The following is a 23,755-nucleotide window of genomic DNA, read 5'->3' on the forward strand; positions in this document are numbered from 1 at the left end:
GATTGCCTTATCGTTCATTTTCCACAATAGGGTAAAAACGGCCCGTCTCATCGAGCAGACAGGCAAAAATCGTGGCGCGGCGCGGTTTGCGCCGCCTCCTGGCATGGCCTGCCGGTACCATCCATGGCGGCTGTTTCCACAGCCCGTGCACCTGCCTGCCCTCGACTTTCCGGCCAGCGTGCTTTATGGGCCGTCGCATCAAGAGAATGCGGATGTTGCCATCCATGTGGTTCCTGCCTTGGCGGGAAACGCCTGTCGGCATCCTGTGCAGATAAGCCTTGCGCCATTTCCAGATGGTAAACACGTCCCGGCCAACGGCTGGAAATGCCCAAACAGCGTATCCGAAATCTTAACACGGATGCGCTACACCTTTCCCGGCCCAGCAAGGGGCACCGGAGATACAGATGACGTTCGATAAGACTCGTTCCCATGCCCTGAAGACCCGCCCGAAATGGACGGCCACCATCGTGCTCGCGATGGCCATGTCGACCGCCCTTGGGGCATGCGCCCAGGCCGGAGACGCCGGCAAGCCGAAGGTTCAGACCAAGTCGGTCTATCTCGTGAAATACTGGGTCGGCAACGAGGTCCGCTACCGCAAGAATCCCCGCGGCCAGGTCATGAAAATTTCGGCGGCCGACTATCTGAACAACAGCCTCTACGTCTGCACGCCGAGCGGCTTTGGCCAGAAGGCGCGCTGCCGCGGCATCTAGGGCATTATCCGACGCCGAAGCGATCTCGCTTCGGCTGGAAATGCTCTTGGCTGGCGGTCCGGCCTCGACGGGCTGACGATGACAAGAAAGCTGCCGGACGGATCGCCCGGCAGCTTTTTCGTTTCTGTCAGCGTATGTCCTTGATGCGCGCGACTTCCCTCGACGCCAGATCGCCGCTGATCAGCCGCTGCACTTCATCGTATTTCTGCACGGGATTGTGCCGGAACACATACCATTTCCCGCCGATGGTCGGCTTCTGGTAGATGACGCCGTCCTTCTCGCGATGCAGGAAGCAGTTGATCGCATGGCTGCTGCTGCGCTTGCCGCCCCAACGGGCGTTCATGCACACTTTTCCGCCATCCATCGCATACCAGCTGCCTTCGCCATAGTACCGGGCCTTGCCCTCACGAACCCAGCCGGCAAAGCGTTTCGAATCGGCCGGCAGGAACCAGCGCGTTTCGGACTCGCCGGAGAAATACCCGCCACCGGTTTTCCATTTCCAGGTCCGGCCGGCATACATCCTTTCGAGTTCGCTGGTTTTCATCGGCGTTGCGGCGACGGCACGGGCCGCCGTCGCGTCGACCGTCCGGGGTTTGGATCCGGCGGTCGCCTGGCCTGCTACCAACAGGACAGAGAGTACAGCATTCATGCACAAGAAACGGATCGACACCATTTTACCCTCCGTTCGAACAAAAGTTTCCCGCGGGCGAACCCGCACGCTTGAGATCAATTCAGGGGATGATCGGCCACGCGCCATTTCGGCCTCCCGACGTTGCGCGGCCAGGGATAGACCTCGAGATCGTTGAAATAGACGACCGCGGTCAGGCCCGGAAATTCCGCATGCGGCTTGTTGGCATCCGCCGCCCAGGCACGCACGTAGTCATTGCTGCCTTCATAGCCGAATTCCGCGATGACGATCGGCTTGCCGAAACCCGCGACACGGTCGTAGCCGGGCTTCGTGCGCTCGACGAATGTCGTGTCGCGCCCGAATTCCAGCTTGTCATAGGGCTGATAGGCGAAGACCGACAGGCCGACGACGTCGACATAGCGGTCACCCGGATAGTAGGCTTCCAGCCCCGGCTCGCCCTTCGGCGACCACATGTATTGCGCCTTCGGCAGGCTCATGCGGCAGACATCGACGACATGCCGGTAGGCCTTCACATAGCCCTCCGGCTTCCAGAAGGCCCAGGTGAACTGGCCGCTCTTGTCGTCCATTTCCTGTGCCCAGCGGATCGTCACGGGGCTCTTCAGCTTGGCCGCCGCCGCGCAGATGCCTGCCATGTTGGTATCGTATTCTCCCGCAAGGATGCCTTTCAGGAGATCGTCCGGGCTGACGCGCCAGTCGCGCGCCCAGGACCACGGCTCGACGCTGATCAGGAGCGAGCGCCCCCGTGCGCGGGCATAGTCGTCGGCGGCGGTGAGGGTCGCCAGATCGACATCCTCCCAGGGGAGGAAGAGGTGCTCGATCTTGGAGTTGGAATCATTGGCGAAATCGCCATGGGGATCGTAGGCACCCAGGGTCAGCGAACCCGTCGATATCACGGGGCGCTTGTCGTTGAAGCGCGTGTCGGTACTGGCCCCCGACACGTCGCCGGTCGCAAGGACGCTGCCGGACATGGCAACGCTGCCGAGCAGAACCACAGCCAGTTTCAAGAAATTTTGCATAACTTCTCCTCCCTCACTGTTCGGTTGACGGAGCTACGCCGAGCGCAGCTTGAATGGCGTCACGCTGCTGGGAGACCAGATCGGCGGCAACCAGCTTGCTGGCCTCATCACCCTTTTGGGGAATGGCATGGCGGAAGACATACCACTGCCCGTCGGGTTCACGTTTCTGATAGATCGTGCCCGCGGCGATCCGGTGGGAAAAACAGGACTTGATCGGCGCCGACCCTTCCTGCGTATGCCACGTCGCCTTGAGGCACAGGAGGCCGGTATCGGTGATGGCCCAGCGTCCTTCTGCCCAGGAGTTCCACTTCTCGCCGCGGACCCAGGCGCTGAACTGCCGGTCCGCCTCCCGCATCAGCCCCGCGCCGTTTTCCCATTGCCAGCTCTTGTCGCGGTAGAGCGTGTAGAGCTCCAGCGCCGTCATCGGACGGGCATCCGAGGGAATTGCGACGTTTTCGGCCCGGGCCGCCCCCGCAAGCAGGGATGCCGCCATGGCGAGCACCGCCAGCCTTCGGAACCGGCGCGGTTTCTGCTGCATTGTCGATTCATCTATGGTCAATGGAGCCTCCTGCGCTTTGGGGTTGGACATTCTCCGCCTTCCGGGCGAAGACGGCATGGCCCGGCACCTGGGAGTGGCCGGTCGCGGTATGCGCTTCGTAGCGGTTCGCCGTCGAACGGCGGCCGATGGCCGAGACCCGGAAGCCCGCCTGTTCCGCCCTTGCGGGGTCGAACGCGTTGCGAAGGTCGACCAGAACGCCCTGGCGCATGATCCGCCGGAGACGCATAAGATCGAGATTGCGGATATCGTCCCACTCCGTCACGACGACCACGGCATCCGCATCGCGGGCGCATTCATAGGCGTCCGTATGGAGGTCGACATCCGACAGGACCCGCCGGGCATTTTCGGTTCCGACCGGGTCATAGGCCCGGATATGCGCGCCGAAACGCTGCAGCGTCTCGATGAGCGGGACGGCGGGGGCCTCGCGCATGTCGTCCGTATCGGGCTTGAAGGTCAGGCCCAGCACCGCGATGGTCAGTCCCTCGACGTCGCCGTCCAGGGCGTCGGTCACCTTGAGGGCCATCCGGCGCTTGCGCGCCTCGTTGGCCGTCACGGTCTCCTCGACGATGCGCAGGGGAACGCCATAGTCCTGGGCGGTCCGCAGCAGCGCCATCGTATCCTTCGGGAAGCAGGAGCCGCCATAGCCCGGCCCGGCATTCAGGAAACTCGTCCCGATCCGCTTGTCGAGCCCGATGCCGACGGCAAGCTGGCTGACATCGCTGCCCACCTGCTCGCAAAGATCCGCCAGCTCGTTGATGAAGGTGATCTTGGTCGCCAGGAATGCGTTGGCGGCATATTTTATCAGCTCCGACGTGCGGCGCTGCGTGACGATGATCGGCGTCTTGCGCGCCTTCAGCGGCACCCCGTAGAGTTCCGTCAGACGCGCGCGGGCACGATCGTCCTCGACCCCGACCACGACACGATCGGGCTCGAGGAAATCGCTGATCGCGACACCCTCGCGCAGGAACTCCGGGTTCGATGCGACGGAGAACGTCCCGGCCTCGCGGACCGATCCGATGATCTTCTGCACGATGTCGCCGGTGCCCACGGGAACGGTGGACTTCACGACCACGACCGTATCGTCGTCGATCAGCGGTGCCAGCTCACGCGCCGCCGAGAAGACGAAGGACAGGTCCGCATCGCCGTGGGCGGCGCGCGGCGGCGTGCCGACGGCGATGAGCACCATCGCCGCGCCCTTGACCGCCTCGAGCAGATCGCAGGTGAACGACAGGCGCCCTGCCCCGAAATTGCGCTCGACGAGTTCGTCGAGGCCCGGCTCGTAGATCGGGACGATGCCGTTCTGCAGAGCTGCGATCTTCTGCGCATTCTTGTCGACGCACGCGACCTGATGGCCCCAATTGGCAAAGCAGGCGCCGCTGACCAGTCCGACATAGCCGGTTCCAATAACTGCGATCTTCATCGTCTACAGTCTCCTGTTGCCTTTCACGACCACCGGACGCAGGACGCGCCAGTGGGGATTGAAGATGGTCCTGTGCACGTCATGGCCGCCGACCCCCGCACCGGACACGGAGAAGCGGTTTTCAAAGAGGGCGAAGCTCTCCGTGCCCCAGGCCAGCGACTCGATGCCGTCCCGACCACGCTCCGCCGCGGCGAAGCAGGGCAGCGCCACCAGGGCGGCAAGGCTTGCCGCCATCACCGGCCGGTAGGAACGGGCCGGATAGCGAACCCTGTTCTCGCGGGCGTGCTGAACGACGACCACGACGAGCAGCACCGTGTAGATCGCCGCATTCATGATCGCGAAGATGTAGAAGCCCCGGCTGCTGTCATTTGCCTCCGGAATGAGCAGAACCGGCAGGATGGAAGCGATCGCCATGAAGGCGTAGGGCGCCAGCACGCGCAGCGGCAGGGGATCGACCTCGGACACGCCCTTCGGCGTGATGCGGAAATCGACGAACGAGCCCGTCGACCAGTCGCGCAGCGCCGCAAGCGTGCCCGCCAGCGCCCAGGGCCACCGCGCGAAGAGGAACAGCGTCACCTCGAAACTCAGCACTTTCGCGTCATGCGGCCGGAAGGTGCGCGAAGCGCGCCAGCCATAGGCCAGAAGGATCAAGAGGGCTGCCTGGGGCAGGTAATGGCCGAGGAAGTCGAGATAGGTGACCGTGACGAAATTGATCCCCGTCACCAGCGCGACGATCGGCAGGAGGAACATCAGCGCCATGAAGAGCGAGAGCAGCGGATACCAGAACTGTGCGAACATGAACTGGAATCTCAGGCGAAACGGCAGCGTGCGGCACAGTTTCGGCGAATATTGCAGGAGGATCATCATGAGGCTGCGCGACCACTGGAATTCCTGCGTCACGAGGTCGGCAAAGGTGCTCGGTCCGTCGCCATAGGCAATGGCATCGAGCGCATGCACCCCGCGCCATCCATGGGCGTTCATCATCATCGTGGTGGAATGGTCCTCGGCAAGCTCCGGGCCGAGGCCGCCGATCTCCTTCAGCGCCCTGGTGCGCACCGCATAGTGCGAGCCGAAGCAGAGCGGGGCGAAGCCGTTGTTATAGCCGGCCTGCAAGGCGCCATGCATGCAGGCTTCCGCATAGAGGCGGCCGCGGGCCGCCCAGCTTCCTGCCGCATTGCGGCTGCAGATGCTCGGCGCGGAAACGTAGCCCACACCCGCATCGGCAAAGGGCCGCAGCATCTCGAAGAGATAACCGGGCGCCGGCACGTGATCGGCATCGAGCTGCACGACGAAATCGTAGCGGTCATAGCCATACTGATCGTAGAAGAAGGCAAGGTTGCCTTCCTTGCAGCGCGTGCGCCGCGGCCAGACCTTGCGGTGATACTCCTCCCTCCCCTTCCGGGTCGAGACGAAGACGCCATTGCGGCGGCACCATTCGAGCGTCTCGGGGGTCGGATCTTCGTCGGCGAGCCAGGTATCGTGCGGCACCTCCTGGGCGAGCATGGCGCTCAGGGTTTCGGCAAGCAGCGAGAAGGGCTCGGAAGGCGCCTTCGTCACCACCATCGCCACGCGGCTGCCGCGCGGCAGCCTCAGCGGCCCGTTCGGCCGGCAGGCGCGGAAGGACAGAAAGACGAAGTAGGCCGGCAGCAGGGTGCCCCAGGCGAGGATCCCCGTCACCACGATCGACCCCATCCAGGAGGCATGATGGGCCGGCTGCAGCCACCAGATCCAGAAAACGCCAAGCGCGACGACCCAAAGGCCCATGCCGACGAGAAATCCCACCCGCTGCCAGCCGGTGAAGACCGGCACCATCAGGGGAACATCGCGGCTCCGGCTGCGGCCTCTCTGACGCCTCTTCATGCCCGCACCTCCAGGCCGAAGAACGGAGCGGCCGTGCGGATGATGGTATCGAGATCGGAATAGACGGCGCGGAAGCCCAGCGTCTCCGCCGCAAGCGCAGGATCCGCATAGAGCGCCGGAGGATCGCCGGCGCGGCGCGGGCGCAGCACGATGGGTACCGCGCGCCCCGTCAGGCGCCGGATGGATTCCAGGATCTCCCTGATCGAGGTACCGCGCCCCGTGCCGAGATTGACGGCCAGGTTGCCGCCGCCGCCGAGCAGATGCTCGACCGCCAGCACATGTGCGCGGGCGAGATCGCCCACATGGATATAGTCGCGGATGCAGGTGCCATCCGGCGTGTCGTAGTCGTCGCCATAGACCTCCAGCACATCGATGCTGCCGGCGGCGGCCATCATGGCACGCGGGATGAGATGCGTTTCCGGATCGTGCGCTTCGCCGAGCTCACCATCGATATCCGCGCCGGAAGCGTTGAAATAGCGCAGCGCCACATAGTGCAGATCGTAGGCCACCGCATAATCGGCCAGCATCTGCTCTGCGATCAGCTTCGTGCGGCCATAGGGATTGATCGGGCGCTGGCTTGCCCCCTCGCGGATCGGCAGGCTGTCAGGGACACCGTAGGTCGCGCAGCTCGAGGAAAAAATGAGGTTGCGCACCCCTGCAAGCCGGCAGGCCTCCAGCAGGGACAGGGTGCCGCTGACATTGTTGCGGTAGTATTTCGCCGGGTCCACGACGGATTCGCCGACATAGGCCGAAGCCGCAAAATGGATCACGGCGACCGGCTTGTCCTCATCGATCGCGGCGCCGAGCCTCTGCGTATCGAGGATATCGCCTTCGACGAGACGTCCCCAGCGGACGGCCTCCCGGTTGCCGGTCGACAGATTGTCGTAAACGACAGGCTCGAAACCCTGCGCACTCAACAGCTTTGCCGTATTGCTTCCGATGAAGCCGGCGCCACCGACGACAAGTACCTTTTTCCTGTCCATTGCCAGTGCCTTCTCGACGACACGCGACGGCCCACGCCCCCGGCCATGCGCGGGAGTGATAGCGTCACTGCGGATGTGGTTCGGTTCAGATTACCCGCCGTATCTACGCGACGACGGCGAATTCCTTGGCGGGAGGAGCCAACTGATGCTCGAAATAGGCGATCGTCGCCTTCAGGCCTTCCGCAAGCGCCACCGTCGGCGCCCATCCGAGCCCCCGCTCGGCCATGGTGATGTCGGGCTTGCGCTGGTGCGGGTCGTCGACCGGCAACGGGCGATACACGATCCTGGAGGACGACCCCGTCATGGCGACAACCTGCTCGGCCAGTTGCTTGACGGTGAATTCGCCCGGATTGCCGATATTGACCGGCGTGTGGATCGGGGCCGGACTGTTCATCAGCCGGTAGAAGCCTTCGATCAGGTCATCGACATAACAGAAGGAACGGGTCTGGGAGCCATCACCATAGACGGTGATATCCTCGCCCTTCAGCGCCTGAACGATGAAGTTGGAGACGACGCGACCATCGTCGGCCCGCATCCGCGGGCCATAGGTGTTGAAGATGCGCACGATGCGGATATCGACACCGTACTGCTGGTGGAAGCTGTAGAACAGCGTCTCGGCAGACCGCTTGCCCTCGTCGTAGCAGGCGCGCGGGCCGAAGGAATTGACGTTCCCCCAGTAGCTCTCGGGCTGCGGATGCACATGGGGGTCGCCATAGACCTCCGACGTGGACGCCTGGAAGATCCGCGCCTTGTGATGGGCGGCGAGCTCGAGAAGATTGAGCGCGCCCAGCACGCTGGTCATCATCGTATGGACCGGATCGGCCTGATAATGCGGCGGCGAGGCGGGACAGGCGAGGTTGTAGATTTCATCGACCGCAACGTCTATCGGCTCGACAATATCATGGCGAACGAAGCTGAATGTGTCGTAGCGCAGCAGGTGGCGCAGATTATCCATGCGGCCCGTAGAGAAATTGTCCAGGCAAATGACGGTGTTTCCGTCTTTCAGCAGGCGCTCACAAAGATGTGATCCGAGGAATCCGGCACCACCAGCCACAAGAATACGCCGGTTGACTTTTAATTTCGGGGTGAAAGTGAAAGGTTTATATGGCTTACCCACAGCATACTCCAATACAAAGGGGCAACCTCAGCAAATACAGATCAGTATCTGCGCGACTTTCATGCTTTATTAACTCTTTTCCTGTTATAGGATATTCAAATATAGTGGCGCAATATCAGCGAATCCGAAAACTTTCCAATTTATCCATTCTTTTGAGATGAGATTCTTTCTCCACTTTCGGAAAACCAGGCTGGATATATACCAAGTTCATTTGAGTGGATTTTGTACCGGAGCGGGAATGAGCCCGAAAAACTGCGGAAACTGCGTCGGGTTCGCAAGAATGCCTCGAATTTAAGAAGACCCTAAATGAATAGAGGGAGATCCGCAGACAGGTTCGCGTGAGAACTAAGCGGGGAAGTCATTTTTCACAGGTCAGAAAGCACAAAAATAGTACTATTGAAGGGTTCTAAATTTCTGGTTATACATGGTTGTGCACGACGAAAAGCACACCCGGATTTATCGCTACTGAAGACAGATTGCCGTTACTTCAATGCTCTCTCCGCAACAGACGCCCCTAAAAGCGTACGGAGAGCCGAACACGAACCGCTGTAGGCCGGTTGGGGCACAAGCACCCCAACAGGTTGGGGTAAGCAGGGTCAGAGCAATGGTTGACACTCGGTCAGGGCCGGATTTTGTCGAACGCAGGCGCTTTGCGCGCGTAACGCAGCCTCCGCTCGGCGTCGAGGAAGCACAGAATGGCGTGCTGTCCCCGCTGGATTTCACAACCGGCGACCTGCCGCCGCCCCAGCAGTTCGCCACCTGGCAGGACTACATCTCCCCCCTGCTCGACGTGCATCTGCCCGAAAATGTCTATCCCGAGGATGGGTTTTCCGCCCAGCAGAGCGTGTGGAACCTTGGCGGCATGCTGATGATCCAGCACAGCAGCCCGGCCGTCGGCTACGCGCGCCTGCCCGAAAAGGTCCGGTTGAGCCCCCTCGATCATTGGCACATCATTTTTCTGCATTCAGGCCAGAGCTGGACGGAGGTCGATGGCCGGGTTGCCAGGAACGAGCCGGGGCTGGTGGAAATCCGCTCGCTTGGCCGCCCGTTCCGCGGGCGCAAGCTGGCCACGGAATCGATCGGCCTGATCGCCCCCGTCGATCTGTTTTCCGATCACGGAGGTCTGCCGGCAGCCAGCAACAATGTCGTGCTCGGCGGCCACCGGGTCCGGCTGCTGGCGGATTATGTCGCCAGCGTCGAGGCCAATCTGCGCTTCCTCACGCATGACGACCTCAACAACGTCAAGGAACGCCTGCGCGAAATGGTGTTCGAGGCGGTAACACCGCTGGTGGAACGCAACGCCGGTGGGGATCAGGTTTCGGACATGGGGCTGATGGCGCGCGCAAGGCGTTTCATCGCGGGCAATATCGCCTCGCCCGATCTGACCGCCGAAGCACTCTGCAAGCAGCTGGCAATCTCCCGGACCCGGCTCTACGAGCTGTTCGAAACATCGGGCGGCGTTGCCAACTACATCCGCCGCCGCCGTCTGCTGGCGGCCCACGCCATGCTGTCGGACCCGTCCGACAGCCGCAAGGTTGCCGAGATCGGCGCCGCGATCGGAATCGATTCCCCGGCAAATTTCAGCCGTGCCTTCACGCAGCAGTTCGGCTACAGCCCCAGCAACATCTACAAGCACACGCAGGATCACAGGCCCGTGCTGGCCAAGGGGCATGCGGGCAAGGACGGTGGGCGACCGGAAACCTTCGAAGGCATGCTGCGCACGCTGGGTCTCTTCTGAGAGGCGCCGGAGGACGGCGACCAGCGTCTGGAGCCAGCCAGCTTCATACCGAACCTGACTGACTCCAGAGTTCTTTGTTTCCGTTTATCTTGTCAGGAAAACCGGGTTCCACTTTTCCCTGACAAACTCTAGAGCAAAAGATCGTAGAACGCCTTGCCGACCTTCGTCAGGTCGCCGTCGGCATCCAGCAGCTGCGTGTTGATGTGCCAGCCGTCGCCGCCGTCATAGGCCCCGAACCAGGCATGGCGCTTGACGAAGTCGAGGCTGTCCATCATGCGCGTTGCGGCATCGGCAAAAGCGGCGATCTGCTTGGTGCTGAAACGGTCGGGATTGTCCCAGTCCACCAGGGCCCATTCCGTCACCCAGACCGGCTTGTCATAGGCCTTCTGAACGTTTTTCAGGAATTTCTTGAATTCCCCGATGCTCGGATTTTCCGAGTAGTAGTGGACGGCGATGAAATCGACGTCATACCCCTTCTTGTCCGCAAGGTTCATGAACTTGCCGAGCCAAGAGTTCTTGCCCAGGGTCTCGGGCGTCGTGACGGCGGGCGAGCCGAGCGTGAGGCCGGTCTTCATCAGTTTCGGCCAGAGCTTTATCGCCTCCGCCACCGTCAGGTTCGACTGGTCCTTGTTGTCGGGCTCGTTGAAGCCGAGCAGATAACCCGATTTCGTGTCCTTCAGCGCCTTGATGTTCGTGGTGCTGAGGTCCGTCTTGCCCCAGATCATCGGCACGAACCGCGCGTCGGCAAGCCCCTGTGCGTGTCCCTTGCCCTGCGGCGTGGACAGGGGATCGGGCCGCCAGTTCGTGTACCAGCCGAAATCGAAGATATCGAGATCGCTGAAGGCGCTCGCGTCGGAATCGATCTCCCAGGTGCCGATACCAACCTTGCCAGGATTCTTCAGGGACACCGTGCCACCGACCTTCGCCGCGCCATGATCGAGCGACGCTTCCGAGAATTCCGAATGCCACGCCTCCTCCCGGTTGCTCCGGAAGATGAAGTTGTCTTCCAGGAACGGACGCTGATCGAGGCGGAGCAATCCGCTTCGTTCCAACCAGTCACTTACCGTCAAAGCGCGCTGCACGTGCTCCCCACCGAGGCCAGGACCCCGGGATTCCGAGATCTACAGGCGTCAAGCGTGGCACAGAAGCGTATATATCCCCGGAATCGATCTGGTTAACACATTGCTAAATTAATAAGGCCGCATGGACCTCATGCCCGCAACGACAAACCATTCTTTTAACTGAACCATGTTAGAGAGCCGCCCAACAATGGAGATCATTCATGGCCGCTCCGTCCGTGGACTATCAATCACGCCCTGGCGGCTACCTCGAAAAGTTGCGCGATCGTGATGCCTGGCTGGCCGTTCTCCTGATCGCAGTTCTTCCAAACGCGCTCTTTATCCTTGCATCGCCATGGCTGATCGTGCGGCGCCTGCCCAGTCCGGCCATCTATCTTGCCGCGGCCGTCCTCTCGCTCGCCCTGCCAAGGCCCTTCAGCTACCTGCTCTTTCTTCTGGCTGCGGCGATCGACGGCTTCGTCATCATATGCCTGATGTTCGACATGCCCTTCGATGTCTCCCTCGCCTCCCTGCGCTTCCTGACGGAAATCGATATCGGCGCGTCCTTCCTGTATGTCGCCGGCACGGTCTGGTTCATCGTCCTTGCCTTGGCGTCCGCCTATTTGATCAACCGCTATCGTGACAGGTTGCGCGCCGCATCGCTCATCCCCTTGATCATCGCGGTCGCGGCGGTCATCTGGATCGACCGAAGCGTCAATCTGTACAAGCCCGGCAAGCCCGCAGCATTCGAGAGCGCAATGCAGCAGGCGAACCTGACGTCGGACATGATCATTCGCAACGACAGAAACGTGCTGCTGGTGCTGGTCGAGGGAATGGGGGCCTTCGCGGATCCGCAAGAGCGCAGCCTACTTGAAAGCAAGCTGCGTGACGCGGCCGGAAACCGGTTCAAGCTGACACACGGCGTGAACGCGCACTATGGCTCCACCAGCGGCGCGATCTCCCGGGAACTGTGCGGCAGATGGGGTACTTTCACCGACTATCTCGCCGATAAACGCTACGATTGCCTTCCTTTCAGGCTCGCCGACGCCGGCTTCGCGACGATCAGCTATGACGGTTTCAAGGGTGGGCTCCTTGCCCTGCGAGACTGGTATCCGAGCATCGGACTCAAGACACTGAACTTTCGCGACGACCTGGAGAGAGATCATCCGTCCGAGTTTACCCGCCAATGCGGATCCGCTTTGAAGGGGCTCTGCGACAGTGATGTCGGAAAACGCGTCCATCGCGAGCTTGCCGCCTCGAACGGCCAGCGAAAGTTCGTCTATTGGCTCACGCTGAACAGCCATCTGCCGTATGTTCCCGTCGAAAACGGCCCCCTGGCATGCAATTCGGCTCAGGCCCGGATAACCGACCGCATTCCGTGCGAGCTGACGGAAATCTGGATGGAGGTGTTCGACGCCGTCGCCGCGATCGCCGCCGATCCGGACCTGCCGCCCCTCGACATCATGGTCGTCGGCGATCACAACACGCCGATGTGGTCCCGGGCTGCGGCCAACCATTTCCGCACCGGCCTCATCGACTGGTATCGATTGGAATATGTTGCAAACCGCTAGGGAAACAGCGGATCTTGCGGGCGGGACGGCAACATCCGGTCCGGAGAAACCGCCTTTTCCGCGAGGGGATCTCCAAGAAGGCAAAAGCCGTCATTGATCGGGGCGGGAACCCTCTGTAGTCCAGTGCAATGAGATCCCTGAGCCTCCTCCTCCTGTCGGCCGTCCTTGCCTTCTGCGCCAGCCTCGCCGTCGCGGGTCTGTTTCTTCCGGTCTACAGCCTTTTCGAGGGTGGGACGCACAGCTGCCTGGCGGGCGGCCTTGCGCAGTGCCTGTCCTGGATCCCCCTCAGTGCCCTTTTCTACGGGCCGCTGTTCTCCATCGTCGGCGTCGTGCTCGGCACGCCGCTTGTCATGACGATCCTTGCATGGCGCGCATGAGCGCGGCAGGCTCCGGCGCACAGCATACCGAAATGGCCCACGCCAGGCCGGAGCTGCCGGCCGGGTGACCAAACAGGCTGCGTGCCGGGCGTCCCCCTCCCCCCAAGGACGGGGCGGCTGTGTCCCCTTCGACAACCGGCTCTTTTCTCCATGCCGGAGAAGACCGCAGTGTTGGAAAGGGACGGGACGCCAACGCAAGGCAGTGTGTTTTCCCCTCCCCCAGCCCCCTGCGCCAAAGCATTTCCGGTGAAGGCGGGTTTACTGGAGGCCTTCTATCTCCTTGTTTTTCCGCATTGTCCGACGCCGAAGCGGTCCCGCTTCGGCTGGAAATGCTCAAGGTCCCGCAGCCGTCTCCTGCCGACAACAGCACAGCCCTCTTGCGTATCCAAAAATGTTATCGTAAATTGGCGCCAATCTTGGATACCATTTGCAAGGCAGAGACGTGATGATGAATTCCGATGCCATCTGGGGCCTCGTCGAGGCGAAGCGGGCGGTGTTTTTCGACCTCAGCGACCGGGTGTGGGACACGCCCGAAACGAACTATGCGGAACATGCCGCCGCCCAGGCCCATGCAGCGGTTCTGGACGCGGAAGGCTTTCGTGTCGCGCGGGGCATGGCGGGCATGCCGACGGCGGTGATGGGGGAAGCCGGGCAAGGCGGGCCGGTCATCGCCATTCTCGGCGAATTCGATGCGCTGCCGGGCCTCAGCCAGGTGGCGGGGCTTGCCGAGGAGCGGCCGCTCGTTGCCGGCGGCAACGGGCATGGCTGCGGCCACAACCTGCTCGGCGCGGGCGCGCTGATGGCCGCCACCGCGGTCAAGGACTATCTTGCGGCACACGGGCTTGCCGGGCGCGTCCGCTACTATGGCTGCCCCGCCGAGGAGGGCGGCTCCTCCAAGGGCTTCATGGTACGGGCCGGCCTGTTCGACGATGTCGACATCGCGATATCGTGGCATCCGGCGCCCTTTGCCGGCGTCAACAATCCCGTCTCGCTCGCCTGCAACGAGATCGACTTCCATTTCTCCGGCCGTGCCGCCCATGCCTCCGCCACACCCCATCTCGGGCGCAGCGCGCTCGATGCCGTCGAGCTGATGAATGTCGGCGTCAACTATCTGCGCGAGCACATGCCCTCCAGCGCCCGCATCCACTATGCCATCACCGACGCTGGTGGCCATGCGCCGAATGTCGTGCAGGCCCGCGCCTCGGTGCGCCATCTCGTGCGCGCCCGCAGCCTGCCGGAACTGCATGCCCTCTCGGCCCGCGTGCGCGCCGTCGCCGAAGGCGCGGCGATGATGACCGGCACGACGGTCACGAGCCACATCGTCAGCGGCGATGCCAATCTCGTCGGCAACACGCCGCTCGAGACCCTCATGCACCGCCATCTCGAACGGCTCGGCCCGCCGGCCTTCGACGCGGCCGACCGCGCCACGGCGGAAGCGTTCCAGAAGACCTTCACCGCCGAGGACATCGCCTCGGCCTTCGAGCGTTTCGGGCTGAAGCTGCGGCGCGGCGTGGCCTTGTGCGACACGATCGTCCCGCCCGAAAGCGGCGCGGGCACGCTGGTCGGCTCCACCGATGTCGGCACGGTGAGCTGGGTCGTGCCGACGGTGCAGATGCGCGGGGCGACCTATGCGATCGGCACGCCCGGCCATTCCTGGCAACTCGTGGCGCAGGGCAAGCTGCCCGCCGCCCACAGGGGCATGGAACACGCCGCCAAGGTGATGGCCGCAACAGCGCTCGACCTCATCGCAGATCCCGTCCTCATCGCTGCCGCAAAGGCCGATCACGCCGCCCGGCTCGACGGCACGCCCTTCGTCAACCCCATCCCCGACGACGTCGATCCTCCATTGCCGGTGAAGTCCAATGCGTAATCCGCCTCGTCCCGACCGCGCGCGCCTCGCCGCACATATCGAAGAGTTCGCCCGCCGCATCAAACTCTCCGGCACAACGGAAGAGCGCGAGAGCTTTCATTATCTCGAACGGGAGATGGCGTCCTACGGCTACCGGACGGAACTCCTCGCCCACGACGCCTATATCAGCCTGCCCGGGCGTGCCCGCATCGAGGCCGGGGGCGAAGGCCTGCCATGCATCACGCATTCCATGTCTCTTTCGACCCCGGCCGAGGGAATTTGCGCACCGCTTGTCTATATCGGCGACGGCAGCGCTGTGTCCTTCGCCTCGAACAGCGTTTCCGGCAAGGTTGTTCTGGTCGACGGGATCGCCGACGAACAAGTAACCGCACTGGCCGCCCTTCATGGAGCGGTGGGTCAGATCCATATCAGCCCAAACGAACATCTCTACGAGATGTGTGTTTCGCCGGTATGGGGCAATCCTTCGCAGATAACGCGGCCGCTGCTGCCATCCACGGTCGTTTGCACCATCGCCTGTGATGACGGGGCTGCCCTGAAGGCGCGCTCACTGAACGATGAAACCCTCTCCGTGAAGCTCTGGGCCGAGGTGGATACCGGCTGGCGAAAGACGCCGCTCCTTGTCGCCGAGTTGCCGCCGGCGAACGCGGAGCACACCGACCATCCGTTCGTTCTGCTGTCCGGCCACCACGACACATGGCACTACGGCGTCATGGACAATGGCGGCGCCAACGCCACCATGCTCGAAGCAGCGCGGTTGCTTGCCGAGCGACGCGACCTGTGGAGGCGCGGCCTCAGGCTCTGCTTCTGGTCCGGGCACTCCCATGGTCGCTATTCCGGATCGGCCTGGTATGCGGATGAACACTGGGATGAACTCAACCGGCGTTGCGCCGTCCATGTCAACGTCGATTCGACCGGCGGCGCGGGAGCAAGCGTTCTTGCAAACTCGGCGGTCATCGACGAGCTGAAGACGCTTGCCGCCGAGGAAATCGAGGCGGTGTCCGGCCAGATTCACGCGGGGCGCCGCCACCAGCGGGTTGCAGACCAGTCATTCTGGGGCATCGGAATACCTTCGATGTTCGGAAGCATCAGCCATCACCCTCCCGGCGGCGTGAAGCGCCCTTCGACCCATGGCTGGTGGTGGCATACGCCGCACGACCTGATCGAGCACATGGACCTCGACAACCTCGATCGCGATACGGCGGTCGTCCTGGCCGTGCTGTCTCGCCTGCTCATCGATCCGGTCCTGCCGTTGGACTATACGGCCTTCACCGCCTCGATGCGTTCGGAACTCTCGGCGCTGGTGGCCGGCCTCGATGGCCGTCTTGATATCACCGGTCTGCTCGGCCGCCTCGATGCGCTTGAGGCGGCGGCCCGAACCGTGAACGAAATGGCCAAGAGCGCGCGTGAAGGCCAGTGGGCCGAGATCGACCGCGCCCTGATGCGGGTGTCGCGTGCCCTCGTCCCGATCAACTACACGAGCGGCAATCGGTTCAGCCATGACAGCGCCCTGCCGCATCCTGCCTGGCCCTCGCTTTCCGGCCTTCGCGCGCTCGCAGAGCTCTCCGAAGACGCTGCGGACACCGCCTTCCATGTCGTCTCCGCACGACAAAGCAGAAATCTCGTCACCCATAGCCTTGGGGAGGCACAGGCGATGTTTGCCGCCCTCATCGAGCACAGGGAAGGCTGACAAAACGCATCATTTCACCGCAGCACAACCGAGAGACATTCGGCAATAAAAAGGGAACGGAAAGATGAAACGGAATGCATGGATATCGGCTATTCTCCTGAGCAGCATTGCCCTTGCGGCGTCTACGGCCGCCGCCAGGGACTGGACCCATGTCCGGGTGGGCATAGAGGGTGCATTTCCGCCATGGAATGCGCTCGACGCGAAGGGGCAACTGTCCGGCTTCGACGTTGACCTGATCAAGGACATATGCGCCCGCGCCAAGGTCGAATGCGAGTTGCAGGCGGGCGAGTGGACGAGCCTCATTCCCAGTCTGAATGCCGGGAAATTCGACCTCGTCATGACGCTCGGCATCAACGAGAAGCGCAAGAAGGTCGTTGACTTCACAGTTCCCTACGCCAGTGGCGTCGCAACGTTCCTGATTGCCAGGGACGGACCGGTCGCAGAACTCCCCATGACGGGAGAACGCCTCAATCTCAACGACAAGCAAAAGGCTGAGCCGGTCATGGCGGAGATCGGCAAGCGCCTCGAAGGCAGAACGATCGGTGTCGTGCAGTCGACCAGTCAGGAGCAGCTCATCAACGCGTATTTCGGCGACGCCGTCACGGTCCGCACCTACAAAAGTTCGGGTGAACGCGACCTCGACATCAAGGCTGGCCGCCTCGACGCAGGCTTCGACAGCGGCGTCTACGGCACGAAGATGCTTGCCGAGCCGGGCAACGAGACCCTGGCGATGACCGGCCCGCTGGTGAAAGGCGCAATGCTGGCGACGGAAGTCGCCATGGGTATGCGCAAGGGCGAAGTCGAGTTGAAAGCCAAATTCGACGAGGCGATCAAGCAGGCCGCTGCCGATGGTGTCATTCGCGCCCTCTCCACGAAATGGAGCAAGCTTGATCTAACCCCTTCCTACCAGTGAACCGAGCCCGCCGGGTGGGTCTTTCAGGACCCATCCGGCCCTCGTCAGGCGGACACACCACAATGAACAGATGGCCAAACTCGATACCGGCGGGCCGGGGACCCTTCTCGCCATGAGCCAACCCAGCATCCTCGATCTCGTAAGCTTCGGGCCGAACGGCTGGGGCCAGGCGCTGGCCGCCGGCGCCACCATGACGATCCTCATCGCGCTGGCCGGCTTCTTCATCGGCGGCCTGATCGGCACGGCGGGCGCCTGGGCGAAGATTTCCGGCGGGCCGGCCGTGCGGTTCGCTGCGGAAACCTACACGACGGTGCTGCGCGGCATTCCGGACCTGCTCGTCATCTACCTCTTCTATTTCGGCGGCAGTGCCGTCGTCAGCGCGGTCGGGCGGCTGTTCGGGGCGGAGGGTTTCGTCAGCTTTCCGGGCTTTCTGGCCGGCGCCCTTGCCGTCGGCGTCACCTCGGGCGCGCAGCAGACCGAGGTCTTTCGCGGCGCCTTCCGCGCCGTGCATCCCGGCGAGCTGGAGGCGGCAACCGCCTGCGGCATGGGCCGGGCGCTGAAATTCCGCCGGGTCGTCGCGCCGCTGACGCTGCGCCATGCCCTGCCCGGCCTCGGCAATGTCTGGCAGGTGGTGCTGAAGGAATCCGCTCTCGTCTCGGTCACCGGCGTCGTCGAGCTGCTGCGCCAGGCGCAGATCGGCGCGGGCTCCACCAGCCTGCCCTTCGATTTCTACCTGATCGCGGCGCTGATCTACCTCGCCATATCCACCCTGTCCGGCTTTCTGCTCCACACCTCGGAGCGCCGGTTCTCGCGCGGCGTCAGGAGGGGCTGATGGACATCGTCTTTCTCTGGGAAACCTTCGTCAGCCTGCTTGGCGCCTTGCCGCTGACGCTGGAGCTTGCGGCAACCGCCATCCTGCTCGGCGCGGGCCTTGCCCTGGCTCTGGCGCTTGCCCGGCTTTCCGGCATTTTCCTGCTCGACTGGTCCGCCCGGCTCTATGTCTTCCTCTTCCGCGGCACGCCGCTTCTGGTGCAGATCTTCCTCATCTACTACGGCCTCAGCCAGTTTCCGGCCGTGCGGCACTCCTTCCTCTGGCCGGTGCTGCGCGAACCCTACTGGTGCGCCGTTCTGGCGCTGATGCTGAACACGGCCGCCTATGCCAGCGAGATCATCCGCGGCGGCCTGCTCTCCGTGCCGCATGGCCAGGTCGAGGCCGCGCGTGCCTGCGGCATGCCGCGCTTCATGATCTTCCGCCGGGTCGTCCTGCCGCTCGCCATTCGCCAGGCGCTGCCGGGCTACGGCAACGAGATGATCGCCATGGTGAAAGCGACCTCGCTCGCCTCGATCATCACGCTGATGGAAATCACCGGCGTCGCGGCGCGCATCATCTCGGAAAGCTACCGGGTGATCGAGGTCTTCGTCGTCGCCGGCGCGCTCTATCTCGTGCTCAATTTCGTGCTCACCCGGCTCGTCGCCGCGCTCGAACACCGGCTGAGCCCGGCGCAGCGCCGGCCGCTGCCCCTGCCCTCCTCCGCCGCCCTTTCGGGAGAAACCCCTTGACCCAGACCCACACCGCACCGCCCGTCGCCATCGCCGTGCGCGACCTGAAGAAGCGCTTCGGCCCCATCGAGGTGCTGAAGGGCATCAGCCTGGAAGCACGCGAGGGCGAGGTCGTCTCGATCCTCGGCTCCTCCGGCTCCGGCAAGTCGACGCTGCTGCGCTGCATCAACCTTCTGGAAGTGCCTGATTCCGGCTCGATCTGCGTCGCGGGCGAGGAAATCCGCCTGAAGGCCGCCGGCGATGGCCGCAGCCGGCCGGCCGATGCGCGGCAGGTCGACCGCATCCGCGCCGAACTCGGCATGGTCTTCCAGAGCTTCAATCTCTGGTCCCATCGCACCGTCCTGGAAAACGTCATCGAGGCGCCCGTCCATGTGCTGAAGCGCCCGCGCCGCGAGGCGATCGAGGAGGCCGAGGCGCTGCTGGCCAAAGTCGGCATCGCCGACAAGCGCAACCACTATCCCGCCCACCTCTCCGGCGGCCAGCAGCAGCGCGCCGCCATCGCCCGGGCACTCGCCATGCGGCCCAAGGCCATGCTGTTCGACGAGCCCACTTCCGCGCTCGATCCCGAGCTCGTCGGCGAGGTGCTGCGCGTCATGCGCGGCCTTGCCGAGGAAGGCCGCACCATGCTGGTCGTCACCCATGAGATGGGTTTCGCCCGCGACGTGTCGAACCGCGTCGTCTTCCTCCACCAGGGCGCCATCGAGGAGGAAGGCACGCCTGACGAGGTCTTCACCCGCTCCGGATCCGCCCGGTTCCGACAGTTCATCAGCGCCTGAGCGCGTTTCAGCCGCAAAACGCCACCGCCACCAAACAAAAGGGGAATGCACATGAAGAACACAGCCAAGATCGCCCTAGCGGCCCTCGGCCTCGCCGCGACCGTCACGGCCGGCGCGGCCATGGCGGAGGAGAAGACGTGGACGACGGTGACGATCGCCACCGAGGGCGCCTTCCCGCCCTACAACCTCACCAAGCCCGACGGCACGCTCGACGGCTACGAGATCGAGCTCAGCAAGGTTCTCTGCGCCCATATGAAGGTCGAATGCACCATCGTGCCGCAGGCCTTCGACGGCATCATCCCGGCGCTGAACGCCGGCAAGTTCGATGCCATCATGGCCGGCATGTCGGCGACGGAAAAGCGCAAAGAGGTCATCGACTTCTCGCTGTCCTACGGCAGCACCGGCCAGGCTTTTGCCACCCTGAAGGGCAGCGACCTCGAAAACATGCCGATGAAAGGCGAGCTTTTCTCCCTTGCCTCCAACGAGGCGGGCGCCCGCAAGGCCGCAGAAGACCTGAAGCCGCTGCTCGACGGCAAGACCATCGGCGTGCAGAGCGCCTCGATCGCCGCCCGCTTCATCGACGAATACCTGAAGGGCGCCGTCGAGGTACGGGAATACAAGACGACCGAGCAGCACGACCTCGACCTCATCGCTGGCCGGGTCGATCTCGTCATGGCCTCCATGGGCTACCTGATGACCGCAGCGGAAAAGCCGGCCAATGCGGACATGGCCATCGTCGGCCCGCGCTTCCAGGGCGGGTTCCTCGGCGCCGGCAGCTCGGTCGGCCTGCGCAAGAGCGATCCGGAGCTGAAGGCGCTGTTCGATGCCGCCATCACCGCCGCCAAGGACAACGGCACGATCAAGCGCCTGTCGGAAAAGTGGTTCGGCTTCGACCTGACGCCGCGCTGATGCCCGGTTGAAGCCAGCAAGAGCAAATCCCTGATCGAACGCGCCCTGCAAGGATCCCGGAAACGGGCGGCTTGCAGGGCGCGAGCGGCCGTCTGTTGACAGCCCGTCGCGGCTACCCTACAGCGGGGGCTCCCGAGAGAAGGAGATTTATGCGCAGAGGTCCCGTCTGAGCCGCCCTATGCGGTGCTGCCCGGCATCCCGGATGCCGATCCCCTTTGCACATCCATCTTTCTGTGGAGTTTTCGTGAAAAACGACATCATTCTCCGTGCCTATGACCCGGCATCGGACCTCAAGACCCTGTCCAACATCTGGTTCGACGCCTCGCTGAAGGCCCATGCCTTCCTGGGCGAACCGCGTCTGCGCGCGCAGCAGACGCTGATCGAAACGACCTACCTGCCCGCAGCCGAAACCATCGTCGCCTGCCATCGCGAAAGGCCCGTTGGTTTCATCAGCCTGCTCGACACCTTCGTCGGCGGCCTGTTCGTCGCGCCGGGCCAGCAGGGCCGCGGGATCGGGCGCACCCTGATCGCCGAGGCGCTTGCCCTGAAGGGCGAGCTGGTGCTGGAGGTCTATACGCGTAATGCCGAGGCCTTTGCCTTCTACGGCGCCCTCGGCTTTGCGGAAATCTCCCGGCGGCCGAGCGACGACGAAGGCCTGCCGTTCGAAAATGCCCGTCTGCGCCTGAAAGCCTGACGGCCGGCCGGAGCAGCACGCCTGCTCCGGCTCTTTTCGCCACTCAGCTGCGGATCGGCGCCTGGCGGATGTGGATTTCGATCAGCCGCTTCAGCTCCGCGACATCGCCGGCCGCCAGCGCATCGACCATCAGGTGGTGCTCGCGGGCGGATTGTTCGATGCGCGCGCGGGTGCGCCACTGGGAGACCGGCGCGGAGGCCGTGCGCTGGCGGATTTCCGCGACGAGTTCGACAAGTTCGAGATTGCCCGAAAGGAGCAGCAGCGCCCGGTGGAAGGCGAGGTTGGCGTCGTAGTGCTCGATGATCGTGCCGCGAAACGACATGTCGTCGAATTGCCGGGCAAGGCCGCGCAGGGTCTCGATCGCCTCGGGTGTCGCATGAGCGACCATCCGGTCGGCAACGGACGTCTCCAGGATCACGCGGATATCGCTGATCTCCTGCGTGCGGGCATCGTCGACCTCGTAGACCTGGTAGCCGCGGTTGGGAATGTGCTGCACCAGCCGCTTCTGCGACAGACGGTCGAGCGCCCGGCGCACCTCCGGCCGCGTGCAGGCGTAGCGGCGTTCGAGGTCGATCTGCTTCAGCCAGGTGCCTGCCGGCAGGGTTCCCGTCAGGATATCCTGCAACAGGAGATCCGTGACATCCCGTTCCTCCGCCTCGACTGCCGCTTCCGTCTGTGCCGCCCGCATCGTCCGTCCCGCTTTCTGACCGCGCGCCGCTCTGCTTCGATCGCGGAATTGGCGCCATTTTTGGAGAAACTATGATAGCTGCCCGCGCAATTCAATGCGGATTGCCGTTTTCAGTCAAAAGCTTGCCGAGTTTCCCGTCCTGCCACCCTGCAGCATCAGTCATCCCCGACCGCCCGTCCCCGCTCCAGCGCCTGCAGCATTGGATAGATGCTGAACGCCCCACGGCCGGCCTTTTCGGTGAGATCGCGGAGATAACCGCCGGGCGAGCGAATGGCTTCACCCCGTTGCAGGAGCGCGGCGATCACCACCGCGGCCGCCTGTTCGCCCATCGCGGCCTTGGCCTTGCGCCAGGCATCAGGCGAAATGCCGAGCATCGAGCGCACGAGGTCGGCCGCTGCCAGGAGATCGGCCCAGCTGGTAACGCCATCTCGTCCGTAATCGGCGATATCGGGGCAAAGTTTGACCAGCCGAGCAAGGCTGATCGCCATCTTCTGCTCCGGTGCCGGCCGTGCCTCGTTCACCGCCTTCGCCTTTTGAGTTTCTCGGCTATAGGATTCAAGTTTTTGGTCTGTGTTTGAATTCTGTATATGCTGCTCAGTCTGAAGGTCACTGCCGCTCAATTCTTCTTCCGAAAGGCTTGAGAGATAAGCGTTTTCCACTTTGGCCCGAAGATGCAGCAAGGCCTCTCGCCGATCGGCCAGGAGATCGCGGGCAGCGCGGCGGCCAAGCCCGGCAGCAAGCTGTGCAAGACGTGCGGCGTAATCCAGCCAGTCGCCAGCCCTGCCCTCCTCCAGGGCCGTGGCAACGATCTTGGCGATGTCACGCTGGTGCAGCGTCACCTCGCCGCGCAGGGCCCGCTGGGCGCGATCCTCTGCCCGCACGGTCTCTGCCGCCTCGAAAATCTCGCCGGCCCGCAGCGCCAGCGGCGCCAGGTCGAAGCCGAAGGCATCCTCCAGCGCGCCCGCCTCGTCCCGGCGGCAGAAGCGCTTGCCGTTGGCGCTGTCGCGGCGGAAGATCATGCCGGCCTCGACGAGCGCTACGATATGGCGCCGGATTGTCGCCGGGGCCATGCCACGCGCGCGCAGCGAAAGCTCGCGATTGGAAGGAAAGACGATGATCGGCGCCGTGCCGTCGAGCTCGCGCTCCGTGGCGAAGGAGACGAGCGCCTCCAGCACGCTGATCGTGCGGTCGCCGATGCCGTAGACCCGGCGGGCTTCCGTCACGGCGCGCATGAGCTGCCATTTGTCGGCGCGCCCGGTGTCGTTGCCGCCTTCGCCGGCACGCAGCTTCTCCTGTCGCTCCGTTGTCGCGCGCTGCCTCAGGAAAAGGCGCGCACTCATCCGTCCGCCGCCAAAAGGCGTCGTTGCAATCTGCTCCATCATTGTCGGGTCCCCTTTTCCGAGGCAAGGAGGTCCCGTCAACGCCGGCCATCAGGCAGACGAAGGTCTTCGTTTCGCGCGGCTACAGGGCCGGACGACTCTTGACTTTGACTGTTGGAAGTGATTCTCTCGAATTGCTACATAGAAGAGGGCTTCCGAAATGGTGACGTTTTGGGGGCCTTTTTTCTTGTCTCCGCGTATCCTTCCGCTGGTTTCTCAGG

At 63.4% G+C, this 23,755-nt stretch carries 22 protein-coding genes; 12 read left to right on the plus strand and 10 right to left on the minus strand.

Features of this window, described 5'->3' with window-relative positions; translation table 11 throughout:
- The first annotated feature begins 404 nt into the window (after positions 1-404).
- Positions 405-710: a hypothetical protein gene (locus AKG11_RS13740; protein WP_023515731.1), complete on the plus strand. Its 306-nt coding sequence runs from the start codon at positions 405-407 to the stop codon at positions 708-710.
- Positions 711-837: 127 nt separating this feature from the next.
- On the opposite strand, the gene AKG11_RS13745 is transcribed toward AKG11_RS13740, so the two are convergent.
- The 7 genes from AKG11_RS13745 to AKG11_RS13775 all read right to left on the minus strand — a co-directional run bounded on the left by AKG11_RS13745 (position 838) and on the right by AKG11_RS13775 (position 8,314).
- On the minus strand, positions 838-1,383 hold the full coding sequence (locus AKG11_RS13745; RefSeq protein ID WP_023515730.1) for a DUF995 domain-containing protein: 546 nt from the start codon (positions 1,381-1,383) through the stop codon (positions 838-840).
- 53 nt (positions 1,384-1,436) lie between these two features.
- Positions 1,437-2,375 (minus strand): glycoside hydrolase family 26 protein, encoded by a 939-nt coding sequence (locus AKG11_RS13750; RefSeq protein WP_023515729.1) that lies wholly within the window; start codon positions 2,373-2,375, stop codon positions 1,437-1,439.
- A gap of 13 nt (positions 2,376-2,388) precedes the next feature.
- Positions 2,389-2,913 (minus strand): DUF995 domain-containing protein, encoded by a 525-nt coding sequence (locus AKG11_RS13755; RefSeq protein ID WP_037404977.1) that lies wholly within the window; start codon positions 2,911-2,913, stop codon positions 2,389-2,391.
- Between the two features lie 7 nt (positions 2,914-2,920).
- A complete protein-coding gene (locus tag AKG11_RS13760) occupies positions 2,921-4,354 on the minus strand; it encodes a UDP-glucose dehydrogenase family protein (protein ID WP_023515727.1) in 1,434 nt (477 codons plus the stop codon).
- 3 nt (positions 4,355-4,357) lie between these two features.
- A complete protein-coding gene (locus AKG11_RS13765; RefSeq protein ID WP_050744259.1) occupies positions 4,358-6,214 on the minus strand; it encodes a glycosyltransferase family 2 protein in 1,857 nt (618 codons plus the stop codon).
- Positions 6,211-7,197, minus strand: a complete 987-nt coding sequence (galE, locus tag AKG11_RS13770; protein WP_050744260.1) for a UDP-glucose 4-epimerase GalE — start codon at positions 7,195-7,197, stop codon at positions 6,211-6,213. Before galE ends, AKG11_RS13765 begins: the two co-directional genes overlap by 4 nt.
- 103 nt (positions 7,198-7,300) lie before the next feature.
- The gene (locus AKG11_RS13775; RefSeq protein WP_050744261.1) at positions 7,301-8,314 is read right to left on the minus strand and encodes a UDP-glucuronic acid decarboxylase family protein; all 1,014 of its coding nucleotides are present in this window, start codon (positions 8,312-8,314) and stop codon (positions 7,301-7,303) included.
- A gap of 604 nt (positions 8,315-8,918) precedes the next feature.
- Between AKG11_RS13775 and AKG11_RS13780 the strand changes: the two genes are divergently transcribed.
- On the plus strand, positions 8,919-10,052 hold the full coding sequence (locus AKG11_RS13780; RefSeq protein ID WP_050744262.1) for a helix-turn-helix domain-containing protein: 1,134 nt from the start codon (positions 8,919-8,921) through the stop codon (positions 10,050-10,052).
- 128 nt (positions 10,053-10,180) lie between these two features.
- Here the strand turns inward: AKG11_RS13780 and AKG11_RS13785 are convergent, their stop codons facing one another.
- Complete coding sequence (locus AKG11_RS13785) at positions 10,181-11,089, minus strand: glycoside hydrolase family protein (protein WP_023512717.1); 909 nt, start codon at positions 11,087-11,089, stop codon at positions 10,181-10,183.
- Between the two features lie 245 nt (positions 11,090-11,334).
- Between AKG11_RS13785 and AKG11_RS13790 the strand changes: the two genes are divergently transcribed.
- From AKG11_RS13790 to AKG11_RS13835, 10 genes are all read left to right on the plus strand, one after another.
- A complete protein-coding gene (locus AKG11_RS13790) occupies positions 11,335-12,681 on the plus strand; it encodes an alkaline phosphatase family protein (RefSeq protein WP_050744263.1) in 1,347 nt (448 codons plus the stop codon).
- Between the two features lie 128 nt (positions 12,682-12,809).
- Entirely contained in the window at positions 12,810-13,058 is a 249-nt protein-coding gene (locus AKG11_RS13795) for a hypothetical protein (RefSeq protein ID WP_023512719.1), read from the plus strand.
- A gap of 445 nt (positions 13,059-13,503) precedes the next feature.
- Positions 13,504-14,928: a M20 family metallopeptidase gene (locus AKG11_RS13800; RefSeq protein ID WP_050744264.1), complete on the plus strand. Its 1,425-nt coding sequence runs from the start codon at positions 13,504-13,506 to the stop codon at positions 14,926-14,928.
- The gene (locus tag AKG11_RS13805; protein ID WP_050744265.1) at positions 14,921-16,615 is read left to right on the plus strand and encodes a M28 family peptidase; all 1,695 of its coding nucleotides are present in this window, start codon (positions 14,921-14,923) and stop codon (positions 16,613-16,615) included. The genes AKG11_RS13800 and AKG11_RS13805 overlap by 8 nt, the downstream gene beginning before the upstream one ends.
- 64 nt (positions 16,616-16,679) lie before the next feature.
- On the plus strand, positions 16,680-17,528 hold the full coding sequence (locus AKG11_RS13810; protein ID WP_050744266.1) for a transporter substrate-binding domain-containing protein: 849 nt from the start codon (positions 16,680-16,682) through the stop codon (positions 17,526-17,528).
- Between the two features lie 112 nt (positions 17,529-17,640).
- The gene (locus tag AKG11_RS13815) at positions 17,641-18,360 is read left to right on the plus strand and encodes an ABC transporter permease (protein ID WP_037404989.1); all 720 of its coding nucleotides are present in this window, start codon (positions 17,641-17,643) and stop codon (positions 18,358-18,360) included.
- On the plus strand, positions 18,360-19,088 hold the full coding sequence (locus tag AKG11_RS13820; RefSeq protein ID WP_023514193.1) for an ABC transporter permease: 729 nt from the start codon (positions 18,360-18,362) through the stop codon (positions 19,086-19,088). The genes AKG11_RS13815 and AKG11_RS13820 overlap by 1 nt, the downstream gene beginning before the upstream one ends.
- The gene (locus tag AKG11_RS13825) at positions 19,085-19,864 is read left to right on the plus strand and encodes an ABC transporter ATP-binding protein (protein WP_050744267.1); all 780 of its coding nucleotides are present in this window, start codon (positions 19,085-19,087) and stop codon (positions 19,862-19,864) included. Before AKG11_RS13820 ends, AKG11_RS13825 begins: the two co-directional genes overlap by 4 nt.
- Positions 19,865-19,915: 51 nt before the next feature.
- A complete protein-coding gene (locus AKG11_RS13830) occupies positions 19,916-20,773 on the plus strand; it encodes a transporter substrate-binding domain-containing protein (protein WP_050744416.1) in 858 nt (285 codons plus the stop codon).
- Positions 20,774-20,975: 202 nt separating this feature from the next.
- Complete coding sequence (locus AKG11_RS13835) at positions 20,976-21,467, plus strand: GNAT family N-acetyltransferase (protein ID WP_088016581.1); 492 nt, start codon at positions 20,976-20,978, stop codon at positions 21,465-21,467.
- Between the two features lie 43 nt (positions 21,468-21,510).
- Here AKG11_RS13835 and AKG11_RS13840 read toward each other — a convergent pair whose 3' ends face one another.
- Complete coding sequence (locus tag AKG11_RS13840; RefSeq protein ID WP_023516987.1) at positions 21,511-22,155, minus strand: GntR family transcriptional regulator; 645 nt, start codon at positions 22,153-22,155, stop codon at positions 21,511-21,513.
- A 155-nt stretch (positions 22,156-22,310) separates the two neighbouring features.
- Entirely contained in the window at positions 22,311-23,537 is a 1,227-nt protein-coding gene (repC, locus tag AKG11_RS13845; RefSeq protein WP_050744269.1) for a plasmid replication protein RepC, read from the minus strand.
- Positions 23,538-23,755: the final 218 nt, after the last annotated feature.

It is taken from the genome of Shinella sp. SUS2 (assembly GCF_001262505.1).
Classification (GTDB): Bacteria; Pseudomonadota; Alphaproteobacteria; order Rhizobiales; family Rhizobiaceae; genus Shinella.

Excerpts from the sequence above, each read along its gene's own strand:
- AKG11_RS13740 (WP_023515731.1), top strand. The coding sequence starts at position 405 with ATGACGTTCGATAAGACTCGTTCCCATGCCCTGAAGACCCGCCCGAAA.
- AKG11_RS13745 (WP_023515730.1), bottom strand. The coding sequence starts at position 1,383 with ATGGTGTCGATCCGTTTCTTGTGCATGAATGCTGTACTCTCTGTCCTG.
- AKG11_RS13750 (WP_023515729.1), bottom strand. The coding sequence starts at position 2,375 with ATGCAAAATTTCTTGAAACTGGCTGTGGTTCTGCTCGGCAGCGTTGCC.
- AKG11_RS13755 (WP_037404977.1), bottom strand. The coding sequence starts at position 2,913 with ATGCAGCAGAAACCGCGCCGGTTCCGAAGGCTGGCGGTGCTCGCCATG.
- AKG11_RS13760 (WP_023515727.1), bottom strand. The coding sequence starts at position 4,354 with ATGAAGATCGCAGTTATTGGAACCGGCTATGTCGGACTGGTCAGCGGC.
- AKG11_RS13765 (WP_050744259.1), bottom strand. The coding sequence starts at position 6,214 with ATGAAGAGGCGTCAGAGAGGCCGCAGCCGGAGCCGCGATGTTCCCCTG.
- galE (WP_050744260.1), bottom strand. The coding sequence starts at position 7,197 with ATGGACAGGAAAAAGGTACTTGTCGTCGGTGGCGCCGGCTTCATCGGA.
- AKG11_RS13780 (WP_050744262.1), top strand. The coding sequence starts at position 8,919 with ATGGTTGACACTCGGTCAGGGCCGGATTTTGTCGAACGCAGGCGCTTT.
- AKG11_RS13790 (WP_050744263.1), top strand. The coding sequence starts at position 11,335 with ATGGCCGCTCCGTCCGTGGACTATCAATCACGCCCTGGCGGCTACCTC.
- AKG11_RS13795 (WP_023512719.1), top strand. The coding sequence starts at position 12,810 with ATGAGATCCCTGAGCCTCCTCCTCCTGTCGGCCGTCCTTGCCTTCTGC.
- AKG11_RS13800 (WP_050744264.1), top strand. The coding sequence starts at position 13,504 with ATGATGAATTCCGATGCCATCTGGGGCCTCGTCGAGGCGAAGCGGGCG.
- AKG11_RS13805 (WP_050744265.1), top strand. The coding sequence starts at position 14,921 with ATGCGTAATCCGCCTCGTCCCGACCGCGCGCGCCTCGCCGCACATATC.
- AKG11_RS13810 (WP_050744266.1), top strand. The coding sequence starts at position 16,680 with ATGAAACGGAATGCATGGATATCGGCTATTCTCCTGAGCAGCATTGCC.
- AKG11_RS13815 (WP_037404989.1), top strand. The coding sequence starts at position 17,641 with ATGAGCCAACCCAGCATCCTCGATCTCGTAAGCTTCGGGCCGAACGGC.
- AKG11_RS13820 (WP_023514193.1), top strand. The coding sequence starts at position 18,360 with ATGGACATCGTCTTTCTCTGGGAAACCTTCGTCAGCCTGCTTGGCGCC.
- AKG11_RS13830 (WP_050744416.1), top strand. The coding sequence starts at position 19,916 with ATGAAGAACACAGCCAAGATCGCCCTAGCGGCCCTCGGCCTCGCCGCG.
- AKG11_RS13835 (WP_088016581.1), top strand. The coding sequence starts at position 20,976 with ATGCCGATCCCCTTTGCACATCCATCTTTCTGTGGAGTTTTCGTGAAA.
- AKG11_RS13840 (WP_023516987.1), bottom strand. The coding sequence starts at position 22,155 with ATGCGGGCGGCACAGACGGAAGCGGCAGTCGAGGCGGAGGAACGGGAT.
- repC (WP_050744269.1), bottom strand. The coding sequence starts at position 23,537 with ATGATGGAGCAGATTGCAACGACGCCTTTTGGCGGCGGACGGATGAGT.